Source organism: Streptomyces sp. NPDC088354 (genome assembly GCF_044753585.1).
Taxonomy (GTDB): domain Bacteria; phylum Actinomycetota; class Actinomycetes; order Streptomycetales; family Streptomycetaceae; genus Actinacidiphila.
This window is the reverse complement of sequence record NZ_JBIVNJ010000019.1, coordinates 130,347-142,381: the sequence shown is the minus strand read 5'-3', so window position 1 is coordinate 142,381 and position 12,035 is coordinate 130,347. Positions and strand designations below refer to the sequence as shown.

The window sequence follows — 12,035 nt, the reverse complement described above, 5'->3', positions numbered from 1 at the left end:
CCGCCGGGACAGGCCCTTGGCCCGCGCGGTGCGCAGGAAGTCGCTGCCCAGCACGTCCAGCATGGTGCTGCGCTGGTAGCGGCTGTAGAGCGCGATCTGGACGACGATCAGAGTGAGGCTGGGCACGAGGAGGTGCTGCAGCCGGCTGACGAGGATCTCCCCGGTGCCGGACAGCCCCGGGTCGTACTCACCGGTGTACTCGATGACCTTGTGTCCCACGGCGTCGTTGATGTCGATCGCCCACAGTTTGAGCGTCACCGCGATCACGGGGATCGGCATCGCGAGAATGAAGAACGAGCCCAGCGTGGCGACCCGGTCCGAGACCCGGTACTGCCTGATGGCACCCCAGGCGCCCACCATGACACCGCCGATCGAGCCCACAATGGTGGCGATCAGCAGCAACCGGGTGCTCACCCCGACACGACGGCCGAACTCGTCATTGACCTGGCCCCCGGTGACGGTCCGTCCGAGGTCGCCATGGGCGACACCGTCGGCCCAGTGCGCGAAGCGCACCACGAAGGGGGTGTCGGGGTTCAGGTTGTACTCGTCCAAGGTGGCCGACACCGAGGTGGCCGCGACCGGAGGGTTCCGGCCCAGGAAGTTGGACCTCGGGTCGAGGCTCAGCGCCGCGAGGGCGTAGGTGAGGGAGGCCGCGATGAGGACCAGCGCCAGATAGTTGACGAGTCGGCGCAGCAGATAACGGCCCACGAGTCACACACTCTCACTCAGTTCGACATAATGAAGAAAATTAAACGTTACGTTTAAGCCGGCTCTGGCATAGTGGTGCAACGCGGCCGAAACATTTGGGACGCATCCGTCGCCGCAGGTCGTGCGAGTGGGGTGCGCGGCCCTTGCGGGTTGAGTGGGACTTTCGCAATGGAATTACACCCGCGTCAATGAAGGCCGGTTCGTCGTGATCGATCCTTTATTTTCTTGATCGAAACTTAACCCGACGATCGGGAAACCCCTTATTGGCAGAAGCGGACCGAGGGATAACCCTTCATCGCCGCGACGGGCCGGGGCGGTCCGGTGAGCCGCAGTGCACAATGTCCCACTTTGCGGTCTGATGGGGGCTCAGGTGTCCTGTGTGGCGTAGAGCTCCCGGAGGAGGCATCCGATGCGACGGAGCGCGGCGGGTTGGGCCATCGGTGCGACGGCCCTCGCCCTGGCGGCGACGGCGACGGCCTGCGGGGGCGGCGGGGGCGGCGGCGCGGGTGGCGAGCCGGACGCCAAGGGTGTGCTCAGCGCCTCGTGGACCGACCCGCAGAACCCGCCGGAGCCCGCCAACACCAACGAGGTGCAGGGCGGCAAGGTGCTCGACATGATCTTCCGCGGCCTGAAGCGATACAACCCCAGGACCGGGGCCGCGGAGAACGTCGTCGCCGACTCGATCTCGACCACGGACTCCCGGACCTTCGAGGTCAGGCTCAAGGACGGCTGGACGTTCAGCAACGGCGAGAAGGTCACCTCCGACTCGTTCATCAACGCCTGGAACTACGCGGCCCTGGTGACGAACAAGCAGATCAACGCTCCCTTCTTCACGTACATCGACGGTTTCGAGAAGGTCCACCCGGCCAGTGGCGCCCCGGCGGTCACGACGATGTCCGGCCTGGTGCGCAAGGACGCCCTGAACTTCACCGTCAAGCTCAACCAGAAGTTCTCCACCTGGCCCGACACCCTCGGCTACAACGCCTTCATGCCGCTGCCGAGGGCCTTCTTCACCGACCACGCGGCCTGGCTGAAGAAGCCCGTCGGCGACGGACCGTACCAGGTCGAGTCCTACACCCGGGGCCAGGTCATGAAGTTGCGCAAGTGGAACGGGTACAAGGGCGCGGACGCGGCGGTCAACGGCGGTGTGGACCTGAAGGTCTACACCGACAGCAACACCGCCTACACCGATCTGCAGGCCGGCAACCTCGACCTGGTCGACGACGTCCCCGCCCAGCAGTTGAGGAACGTCCGGTCCGACCTCGGCGACCGCTACCTCAACACCCCGGCCGGCATCATCCAGACCCTCGCCTTCCCGCTGTACGACAAGGCCTGGTCCGGCCCGGACTCCGCGAAGCTCCGCCAGGGCATCTCGATGGCGATCAACCGCGACCAGATCACCCAGCAGATCTTCCAGAAGACCCGCACCCCCGCCAAGGACTGGACCTCACCGGTGCTCGGCGCGCAGGGCGGCTTCGACGACACCATCTGCGGTGACGTCTGCAGTTACGACCCCGCCCGGGCCAAGAAGCTGATCAAGGAAGCCGGCGGCATCCCCGGCGGCACCATGAGGATCACCTACAACGCCGACAGCGGCTCCCACAAGGACTGGGTCGACGCCGTCTGCAACAGCATCAACAACGTCCTGGGCAACGACAAGTCCTGCGTCGGCAACCCCGTCGGCACCTTCCCCGACTTCCGCAACCAGATCGTCAACAAGCAGTTGAAGGGCCCCTTCCGGGCCGGCTGGCAGATGGACTACCCGCTGATCCAGAACTTCCTGCAGCCGCTGTACTACACCGGCGCCTCGTCCAACGACTCGCACTTCAGCAACCCGCAGTTCGACAAGCTGGTCGACCGGGCCAACGCCGAGACCGACCTCGCCAAGGCCGTCGAGACCTTCAAGGAGGCCGAGCGGATCCTGCCGCAGCAGGTGCCGGCCATCGCGCTGTGGTACCAGAACGGCAGCGCCGGCTGGTCGGACCGGCTGTCGAACGTGGCCCTCAATCCGTTCAGCGTGCCGGTCTACAACCAGATCAAGGTCGGCTGACGCCTCGTGGGACGCTACGTCGTCCGCCGGCTGCTGCAGATGATCCCGGTGTTCATCGGCACCACCGTGCTGATCTTCTTTATGGTGTACGCGCTCGGCGACCCGGTGCAGGCCAAGTGCGGGGACCGCGCGTGCGACCCCGCCACGGCCGCGCAGATCCGTCACGACCTCTACCTGGACCACCCCCTGTGGCAGCAGTACCTGCACTACATGGGGCAGATCTTCCAGGGCGACTTCGGCACGGCCTACAACGGCCAGGCGGTCACCGAGCTGATGGGGAGCGCCTTCCCCGTGACCCTGCGCCTGACGATCATCGCGATCGTCTTCGAGATCGCCATCGGCATCAGCCTCGGGGTGCTCACCGGGCTGCGCCGCGGCCGCCCCGTCGACACCGCGGCGCTGCTCGCCACGCTGATCGTCATCTCGGTCCCGACGTTCGTCTCCGGGTACGTGCTGCAGTACCTGCTCGGCGTCAAGTGGAACCTGATCGCGCCCTCGGTCTCCTCCGAGGCGCCCTTCGGGGAGCTGGTCATCCCGGGTCTGGTCCTGGCGCTGACCTCGCTGGCGTACGTCACCCGGCTCACCCGCACCTCCGTCGTGGAGAACGCCCGCGCCGACTACGTGCGCACCGCCACCGCCAAGGGACTGCCGCGCCGCCGGGTGGTCACCCGCCATCTGCTGCGCAACTCGCTCATCCCGGTCGTCACCTTCATCGGCACGGACATCGGGGCGCTGATGGGCGGCGCCATCGTCACCGAGCGCATCTTCAACATCCGCGGCGTCGGCTTCCAGCTCTACCAGGGCATCCTGCGGCTGGACTCGGCCACCGTCGTCGGCTTCGTGACGATCCTGGTCATCGTCTTCCTCGTGGCGAACCTCCTCGTCGACCTCCTGTACGCGGTGCTCGACCCGAGGATCCGCTATGCGTGAGCCGGACGGCGGCGACCCGGAGCGAACCGGCAGCACCTCCCGCCCGAGCCGAGGAACCACCATGCCCGAACCCCGCAACCACCCCGACGAAGCCATGGAACCGGCCGGCGGCACCGGCGCCGCCATGGAACTCGGGCAGGACGAGGCGCGCAGCCTGGAAGAGCCTCCCGCCGGGCACCCGGGCGGGCCCGGGCCGTCCGCAGCGGACAAGCCGCGCAGCCTGTGGTCGGACGCGTGGCGGGACCTGCGGCGCAATCCGGTCTTCCTGCTCTCCGCGCTCGTCATCGTCTTCCTCGTCGTCATCGCGATCCGGCCGCAGCTGATCGCCGACGGCAATCCGCTCAGCTGCGACCTCGCCAACTCCCAGAAGGGATCGTCGCCCGGCCACCCCTTCGGTTTCGACAACCAGGGCTGCGACGTCTACACCCGGGTCGTGTACGGCGCCCGCGCCTCGGTCACCGTCGGCATCTGCGCCACCGTCGGCGCCGCGCTGCTCGGCAGCCTCCTGGGGGGCCTGGCGGGCTTCTTCGGCCGGTGGCCGGACGCGGTGCTGTCGCGGGTCAGCGACATCTTCTTCGGCATTCCCATCGTGCTGGGCGGCCTGGTCTTCCTGTCGGTGATCACCAACTCCACGGTCTGGCCGGTGGTCGGGTTCATCGTGCTGCTGGGCTGGCCGCAGATCGGCCGTATCGCGCGCGGCGCGGTCATCACCGCCAAGCACAACGACTACGTGCAGGCGGCCCGGGCGCTGGGCGCCGGCAACGGGCGCATCCTGCTGCGGCACATCGCGCCCAACGCGGTGGCGCCGGTCATCGTCGTCGCGACCATCGCGCTCGGCACGTACATCGCGCTGGAGGCCACCTTGTCCTACCTCGGCGTCGGCCTGAAGCCGCCCACGGTGTCCTGGGGCATCGACATCTCCCAGGCCTCCACCCAGATCCGCAACGCCCCGCACATGCTGCTGTGGCCGGCCGGCGCGCTGAGCGTGACGGTGCTGGCCTTCATCATGCTCGGCGACGCGGTCCGCGACGCCCTCGACCCCAAGCTGCGCTGATGGACGGAGGCGTGATGGCCGGCCCGGTCAAGGAGCAGTCCCCGGCGGACGACGGGGCTGCGCTGCTCGACGTCCGCGACCTGCACGTGGAGTTCCGCACCCGGGACGGCGTCGCCAAGGCCGTCAACGGCGTCAGCTACTCCGTGCGGTCCCACCAGACGCTCGCGGTGCTCGGCGAGTCCGGCAGCGGCAAGTCGGTGACCGCGCAGGCGGTGATGGGCATCCTGGACTCGCCGCCCGGCTACGTCACCCGCGGCGAGATCCTCTTCCAGGGCCGGGACCTGCTGACGATGAGCGGCGAGGAGCGCCGCAAGGTCCGCGGCGCCCGGATGGCGATGATCTTCCAGGACGCGCTGTCCGCGCTCAACCCCGTGCTGACGGTGGGCGACCAGCTGGGCGAGATGTTCCGGGTGCACCAGGGGATGTCCCGCAAGGCGGCCAAGGCCAAGGCGGTCGAGCTGATGGACCGGGTCCGCATCCCGGCGGCGAAGGAACGCGTGGGCCAGTACCCGCACCAGTTCTCCGGCGGCATGCGGCAGCGCGTCATGATCGCCATGGCGCTCGCCCTCGAACCCGAGCTGATCATCGCGGACGAGCCGACCACCGCCCTGGACGTCACCGTCCAGGCCCAGGTCATGGAGCTGCTGGCGGAGCTCCAGCGCGAGTACGGGATGGGCCTGATCCTCATCACCCACGACCTCGGCGTGGTCGCCGACGTCGCCGACCACATCGCCGTCATGTACGCGGGGCGCATCGTGGAGTCCGCCCCCGTCCACGAGATCTACCGGCGCCCCGCCCACCCGTACACCAAGGGCCTGCTGGCGTCGATCCCGCGCCTGGACCACAAGGGCCGGGAGCTCTACGCGATCAAGGGCCTGCCACCCAACCTGCTGCGCATCCCGCCCGGTTGCGCCTTCCACCCCCGCTGCCCGATGGCCCGCGAGGTGTGCCGCACGGACGAACCCGAGCTGTACCGGGTGAGCGCCACCCGTGGCAGCGCCTGCCACTTCTGGAGGGAGTGCCTCGGTGAGCACGAGCACTGAACCGGTTCTCCAGGTGCGGGGGCTGGTCAAGCACTTCCCGCTGACCCAGGGCATCGTGTTCAAGAAGCAGGTGGGAGCCGTCAAGGCCGTCGACGGCGTCGACTTCGACCTCCGCAAGGGCGAGACCCTGGGCATCGTGGGGGAGTCCGGCTGCGGCAAGTCCACCGTCGCCCGGCTGCTGGTCAATCTGGAGCAGGCCACCGCGGGCCGCATCCTCTACAAGGGCGAGGACATCACCCGGCTGTCCGGGCGCGCCCTCAAAGCGGTGCGCCGGAACATCCAGATGGTCTTCCAGGACCCGTACACCTCGCTCAACCCGCGCATGACGGTCGGCGACATCATCGGCGAGCCCTTCGACATCCATCCCGAGGTCGCCCCCAAGAGCGACCGCCGGCGCAGGGTGCAGGAGCTGCTGGACGTCGTCGGTCTCAACCCGGAGTACATCAACCGGTACCCGCACCAGTTCTCCGGCGGCCAGCGGCAGCGCATCGGCATCGCCCGCGGCCTGGCCCTGCGCCCGGAGGTCATCGTCGCCGACGAACCGGTCTCGGCGCTGGACGTCTCGGTCCAGGCTCAGGTCGTCAACCTGATGGAGCGGCTGCAGGACGAGTTCGAGCTGTCCTACCTCTTCATCGCGCACGACCTGTCCATCGTCCGGCACATCTCCGACCGCGTCGCGGTGATGTACCTCGGGCGGATCGTGGAGACCGGCGACGACACCGAGATCTACGAGCACCCCACCCACCCCTACACCCAGGCCCTGCTGTCGGCGGTGCCGGTACCCGACCCGGAGGCCCGCGAGCACCGCGAGCGCATCCTGCTGTCCGGCGACGTCCCCTCCCCGGCCGACCCGCCCTCCGGATGCCGCTTCCGCACCCGCTGCTGGAAGGCGCAGGAACGCTGCGCCCTGGAGGTCCCCGAACTCGCCGTCCCCGCCGTCTTCCGCGGCCTGGAGTCCCCCGCGGCGCATGCGAGCGCCTGCCATTTCGCGGAGGAGAAGACCGTGGTGCCCGCGGATCCCGCGGGCGACTGAGCCGAGGGGCTGAGGCCCCGGAGGTGAACCGGGCCTCCAGGACTGTACGGCCCGCGCCCCGGTGCTGCCGGGGTGCGGGGCGCGGGCCGTGTTTCCGACGGAGACGTGTGCCGAGCCCGGGTCAAGGGGTCCTGTCGGCTGACGTCTCCTCGATCGCGGCGAGCGCGGGGTCGAGGACGATGTCCTCTGCCCGTGCCGCGACCGTCGGTTCCTCGGGGAAGTGGCACGCACTCAGGTGCCCTTCCCGGTTCCCCTCGACGCGGACCAGCGGCGGCTCCTCGGCCGCGCACTTGTCCTGGGCCTTCCAGCAGCGGGTACGGAACCGGCAGCCGGACGGCGGGTCTATCGGGCTGGGCACGTCCCCGGCGAGGCGGATCCGCTCCCGCCTGCCGACGCTGTCCGGATCGGCCTCCGGGACCGCGGACAGCAGCGCGTGCGTGTAGGGGTGACGCGGCCGGGAGTAGAGCGTCTCCCGGTCGGCGACCTCGACGATCTTCCCGAGGTACATCACGGCCACCCGCTCGGAGAAGTGCCGTACCACGGCGAGGTCGTGGGCGATGAAGAGGAAGGCGAGACCGAACTCACGCTGCAGATCCTGAAGCAGGTTGACCACCTGCGCCTGGATCGACACGTCGAGTGCGGAGACCGGTTCGTCCGCGACGATCATCTTCGGTCGCAGGGCGAGCGCGCGGGCGATGCCGATCCGCTGCCGCTGGCCGCCGGAGAACTCGTTGGGGTAGCGGTTGTAGTGCTCCGGGTTGAGACCGACGATCTCCAGAAGTTCCTGAGCGCGCTTCTTGCGGCCCTGCGGCGGGTTGACGCCGTTGAGCTTCATCGGGGTCTCGATGATGGTGCCGACGGTGTGCCGCGGGTTCAGCGAGGCGTACGGGTCCTGGAAGATCATCTGGAGGTGCCGGCGCGCCTGCCGCATCCTGCCGACGGGCTTGTGGGTGATGTCCTCGCCATCGAACATGATGGTGCCCGCGGTGGGTTCCAGCAGCCGGGTGACCAGGCGTCCCGTCGTCGACTTGCCGCAGCCGGACTCGCCGACCAGGCCGAGTGATTCACCGGCCCCGACCGAGAGGTCGATCCCGTCGACGGCGCGCACGGCACCGATCTGCCTCTGGAAGACGATGCCCTGCCGGATGGGGAAGTGCATCCGCAGCCCGCGTACTTCGAGCAGGCTCTCGCCGGCCGGCTGCTGTGCGGCGGGGGCCGCCTGCTGCCCGGGGACGGGCTGGGTGGTGCTCACTGCATGCTCCTTTCGTCCGCCGCGGTCACTTCGCGGCGCCGGCGGTCCCGGCTCCGCGGCTCCGCGGCGTGCTCCCCGCGGTGAGATGGCAGGCGGCGATGTGCTTCGGGGTGCCGGGGACCGGCAGCAGTTCGGGCCGTTCCGCCGTGCAGCGCCCGCCCGCCACCTGGTCCCTGGACGCGCAGCGCGGGTGGAAGGCGCAACCGCCAGGGAGGTTGATCAGACTGGGCGGGGCGCCCGGGATGGGGTTCAGGCGGTGGCCGACGTCGCCGCTCAGGTGCGGCATCGACTGGAGCAGCCCCCAGGTGTAGGGGTGCTCGGGCTGCCGCAGCACATCGCGTACGGTGCCGTACTCGATCCGGCGGCCGCCGTACATGACCAGGATGTCGTCGGCGATCTCGGCGACCACGCCCAGGTCGTGGGTGATGAGGATGACCGCGGAACCGAACTCCTGCTGCAGATCACGGATCAGGTCCAGGATCTGTGCCTGGACGGTCACGTCCAGCGCGGTGGTGGGCTCATCGGCGATCAGCAGTGCGGGGTCGCAGACCAGGGACATGGCGATCATCGCGCGCTGCCGCATGCCACCGGAGAACTGGTGCGGGTAGTCCCTGGCCCGGCGCTCCGGTTGGGGGATGCCGACCCGCTTGAGCATCTCCACGGCGCGTTCCCGGGCCTCCTTCCTGGAGGCCCGGTGGTGCACGCGGTACGCCTCGGCGATCTGCGCGCCGACGGTGTAGAAGGGATGCAGCGCCGAGAGCGGATCCTGGAAGATCATGGAGACCTTGTCGCCGCGCAGCGTGCGCATCTGCGACTCGGACAGGGCGACGAGTTCCTCGCCGTCCAGCCAGACCTCGCCGGAGACCATGGCACGGGAGTTCTTGTGCAGCCCCAGCAGGGCCAGCGAGGTCACCGACTTGCCCGAGCCGGATTCGCCGACGATGCCGAGGGTCTTTCCCTTCTCCAGGGCGAAGGACACCCCGTCCACTGACTTGACGATGCCGTCCTCGGTCGGGAAGTGCACGCGCAGGTCCCGGACCTGGAGGAAGGAGGACGAGGGTGCGAGGTCCGCGGTGTGCGGCGAGGTTTCGAGGGCCACGGTGCTTCCTTGCTCAGGCGAGGCGGACGCGGGGGTCGATGACGCCGTAGACCATGTCGACCACGACGTTGGCGAGGACGATGAAGGTGGCGGCGAAGAGGGTGGTGCCGAGGATGACCGGCAGATCCGAGTTGGTCACCGAGTCGACCGCCAGTTTGCCGATGCCGTTGATGCCGAAGACCGACTCGGTGATGACCGCGGATCCACCGATCAGCGAGCCGAAGTCCATGCCGAAGATGGTCACGATCGGGGTGATCGCGGCGCGCAGCCCGTGCTTGACGACGACTGTCCCTGCCGGGACGCCCTTGGCCCGGGCGGTGCGGATGTAGTCCTCGGCGAACACCTCCAGCATGGAGGAGCGGGTCAGCCGCGTGTACAGGGCGAGATAGAGGATGACCAGGGTCGCCCAGGGAAGGATGAGTCCCTGGAACCAGGAGGCCGGATCCTGGGTCAGCGGGGTGTAGCCGGGGGCCGGCAGCAGCTGCCACTTGTCGACGAACACCCACATCAGCAGCAGTCCGACGAAGTAGATCTGCAGCGACACACCGAACAGGGCGAAGCCGACCGCCACCTTGTCGGCGGCCTTGCCCTTGCGCACCGCGGCCAGCACGCCGAGGCCGATGCCCAGGACGAGGAAGACCACCGCGGAGCCGAGGCCGAGCGAGAGGTCCGCCGGGAACGCGTCCAGCAAGGTGGTGAGGACGGGCGTGTCGGTCTGGAAGGAGATCCCCAGGCAGGGCGCGGCGCAGTGGACGAGCACGCTCTGGTCGCCGTAGTCGCGGCCGGCGAAGAGCCCCTTGAAGAAGTTCCAGTACTGCTCGCTCAGACCCTGGTCCAGGCCCAGTGAGTGCTTGATCTCCGCCAGACGGGAGGGGGAGCAGGTCTTTCCGCAGGCCAGGAGCGCGGGGTCGGAGGGCAGCGCGAAGAAGATGAAGAAGGTGATCAGGCTGATCACCACGAGGATGACGGCCGCCGCCAGCAGACGTCTGATCAGATAACGGAACATGTGGTGCTGGGACCTGGCGAGGAGCCCGGTCCGCCTCCCTCTCGCTGTGGACCTGCGCGGTGGTGGTTGCGCGTGGGTGACGATGGTGGGGGGAGCCTGCCCGGCCTGCGGCGGATGGCCGCCGGCCGGGCGCGATCACGGGTGGATCACTTCCTGACGTAGACGTGCACCAGGCTCGGCTCGGCGAGGATGGTGTCGGGGATGACACCGCCCACCTTGGAACCGGACATCTCGCTGAAGTTCATGTACATCAGCGGCACCACCGAGGCGTCCTTCACGATCTGCTCGTCCAGGGCGCCGTAGCCGGCGTTGCGCTCGGCGATGTCGGTCATCTTCGCGAGCCTGTCGATCTGCGCGTTGACCTTGGGGTCGTCGAGGTAGGAGATGTCCTGGTTGGACAGCGGCAGCTTCTTGATCTGCCGGCCGTCGAAGAGGACGGGGAGCACGGTGGAGGCGTTCGGCCAGTCCGCGATCCAGTCCATCCAGGCCATGTCGTACTGGTTCTTGGTGTTGTCCAGGGTGCTGAAGTAGTTGGCGGCGTCGAGCGGCGTGACGTTCACCTTGATGCCGATCCGGCCCAGCGAGCTCTTGATCGCGTCGGCGAAGTGCTCCTGCGTGGTGGTGTTCTCCACGGCCAACGACATGGTCGGCGTGGGGTTCCCGGCCTGCGCCATCAGCGCCTTGGCCTTGGTGAGGTCACCGGCCGGGGTGCTGCTGTAGAGGCTGAACTTCTTGTAGCCGCCGATCCCGGGGCTCAGCATCGTGTCGGCGTAGTCGCCGTACGCCGCGCCGCCGAAGGCGCCACGGGCCGTGGTCTTGTCGATCGCGTACTCGATCGCCTGGCGGACTCGGAGGTCCTTGACCCGGTTGACGTTGATCGTCAGGTAGTTGATGCCCGGAGCGGCGATCTTGTAGTAACGCGACCTGACCGTGGGGTCGTTCGCGATCTGGGAGAGGTCGGAGCCGGCGATCGGCCACTGCTGGAGCGCGGTCTGGGCGGCACCGCTGTCGGACTTGAGCTGCTGATCGATGGCCGCCTCGTCCTGGCCGAACCTGACGTCCATCTCGTCGACGTTCTGCTGCCGGATCGGATCGGTGGACTGCGACCAGTGCGGGTTCTTGACGAGGACGAGTTCCTTGTTCTTGGTGTACGACCTGATCATGTAGGGGCCGTCGGACCATATGTGGGTGTCGTAGGTCGCTCCCGTGTCCTTGGACTTGGGCACGGCCGACCACGCGGGCATCGCGGTGGTCTCGTTGAAGTCGGCCACCGGCGTGTTGAGGTGGAACACGATGGTGTACTTGTCCGGCGTGCTGATGGAGCTGAGCTCCTTGCCCTTGTACGGGCCCTTGTAGCCCGCGCCGCCGACCAGCCACTGGCTCGCGTAGGGCGGGCCGCCGTTGATGTCGGGCGAGAAGCCGCGCTCGACGCCGTACTTGACGTCCTGCGCGGTGACCTCGGTGCCGTCCTGGAACTGCACCCCGTGGCGCAGGTGGAAGGTCCACACCGTGGCCTTCTTGCTGGACGTTCCGGTGTCGGTGGCCAGGTCGCCGACCAGCTTCGGCGTGGTGCCGGTCTCGTCCCAGCCGGTGAGGCTGCGGACGATCTCCTGGTCCATGCTCGAACCCTCGGTCGTGTAGGTGCGCTGGGGGTCGAGGTGGTCGTAGTCCGCCTTGTTGAGAATGGTCAGCGTGCCGCCCTTCACCGGGCCGCTGCTGCTGTTGCCGCTGCCGCCGGAGGAACCGCCGCAGGCGGTGGCCCCCATGGCCAGCGCCATCGCGGTCGCCGTGAGGGCAGCCGTGCGCGTACGACGCATCATCGAGGAGTGCTCCTTTTGCTTGTCTGCCGTGCCTCGGCAG

At 68.4% G+C, this 12,035-nt stretch carries 10 protein-coding genes; 5 read left to right on the top strand and 5 right to left on the bottom strand.

Annotated features, from left to right (window positions below; genetic code table 11):
- On the bottom strand, window positions 1-708 hold a 708-nt coding region (locus tag ACIP98_RS25725; RefSeq protein WP_401978118.1), incomplete at its 3' end, for an ABC transporter permease.
- 409 nt (window positions 709-1,117) lie between these two features.
- Here ACIP98_RS25725 and ACIP98_RS25720 point away from each other — a divergent pair.
- The 5 genes from ACIP98_RS25720 to ACIP98_RS25700 all read left to right on the top strand — a co-directional run bounded on the left by ACIP98_RS25720 (window position 1,118) and on the right by ACIP98_RS25700 (window position 6,818).
- Complete coding sequence (locus ACIP98_RS25720; protein ID WP_319665530.1) at window positions 1,118-2,758, top strand: ABC transporter substrate-binding protein; 1,641 nt, start codon at window positions 1,118-1,120, stop codon at window positions 2,756-2,758.
- Between the two features lie 6 nt (window positions 2,759-2,764).
- Complete coding sequence (locus ACIP98_RS25715) at window positions 2,765-3,688, top strand: ABC transporter permease (protein WP_319665531.1); 924 nt, start codon at window positions 2,765-2,767, stop codon at window positions 3,686-3,688.
- A 61-nt stretch (window positions 3,689-3,749) separates the two neighbouring features.
- Window positions 3,750-4,742, top strand: coding sequence for an ABC transporter permease (locus tag ACIP98_RS25710; RefSeq protein WP_319665532.1), 993 nt, complete (start codon window positions 3,750-3,752; stop codon window positions 4,740-4,742).
- Between the two features lie 14 nt (window positions 4,743-4,756).
- Window positions 4,757-5,785: an ABC transporter ATP-binding protein gene (locus ACIP98_RS25705; RefSeq protein ID WP_319665576.1), complete on the top strand. Its 1,029-nt coding sequence runs from the start codon at window positions 4,757-4,759 to the stop codon at window positions 5,783-5,785.
- Window positions 5,769-6,818, top strand: coding sequence for a dipeptide ABC transporter ATP-binding protein (locus tag ACIP98_RS25700; protein ID WP_319665533.1), 1,050 nt, complete (start codon window positions 5,769-5,771; stop codon window positions 6,816-6,818). The genes ACIP98_RS25705 and ACIP98_RS25700 overlap by 17 nt, the downstream gene beginning before the upstream one ends.
- Before the next feature lie 121 nt (window positions 6,819-6,939).
- Here the strand turns inward: ACIP98_RS25700 and ACIP98_RS25695 are convergent, their stop codons facing one another.
- From ACIP98_RS25695 to ACIP98_RS25680, 4 genes are all read right to left on the bottom strand, one after another.
- Window positions 6,940-8,070 (bottom strand): ABC transporter ATP-binding protein, encoded by a 1,131-nt coding sequence (locus ACIP98_RS25695; RefSeq protein WP_401978117.1) that lies wholly within the window; start codon window positions 8,068-8,070, stop codon window positions 6,940-6,942.
- A gap of 25 nt (window positions 8,071-8,095) precedes the next feature.
- Window positions 8,096-9,169, bottom strand: coding sequence for an ABC transporter ATP-binding protein (locus ACIP98_RS25690; protein WP_319665535.1), 1,074 nt, complete (start codon window positions 9,167-9,169; stop codon window positions 8,096-8,098).
- Between the two features lie 13 nt (window positions 9,170-9,182).
- Complete coding sequence (locus tag ACIP98_RS25685; protein WP_319665536.1) at window positions 9,183-10,175, bottom strand: ABC transporter permease; 993 nt, start codon at window positions 10,173-10,175, stop codon at window positions 9,183-9,185.
- A 146-nt stretch (window positions 10,176-10,321) separates the two neighbouring features.
- Window positions 10,322-11,995, bottom strand: a complete 1,674-nt coding sequence (locus ACIP98_RS25680) for an ABC transporter substrate-binding protein (protein ID WP_401978115.1) — start codon at window positions 11,993-11,995, stop codon at window positions 10,322-10,324.
- Window positions 11,996-12,035: the final 40 nt, after the last annotated feature.

Excerpts from the sequence above, each read along its gene's own strand:
- ACIP98_RS25720 (WP_319665530.1), top strand. The coding sequence starts at position 1,118 with ATGCGACGGAGCGCGGCGGGTTGGGCCATCGGTGCGACGGCCCTCGCC.
- ACIP98_RS25685 (WP_319665536.1), bottom strand. The coding sequence starts at position 10,175 with ATGTTCCGTTATCTGATCAGACGTCTGCTGGCGGCGGCCGTCATCCTC.
- ACIP98_RS25710 (WP_319665532.1), top strand. The coding sequence starts at position 3,750 with ATGCCCGAACCCCGCAACCACCCCGACGAAGCCATGGAACCGGCCGGC.
- ACIP98_RS25680 (WP_401978115.1), bottom strand. The coding sequence starts at position 11,995 with ATGATGCGTCGTACGCGCACGGCTGCCCTCACGGCGACCGCGATGGCG.
- ACIP98_RS25705 (WP_319665576.1), top strand. The coding sequence starts at position 4,757 with ATGGCCGGCCCGGTCAAGGAGCAGTCCCCGGCGGACGACGGGGCTGCG.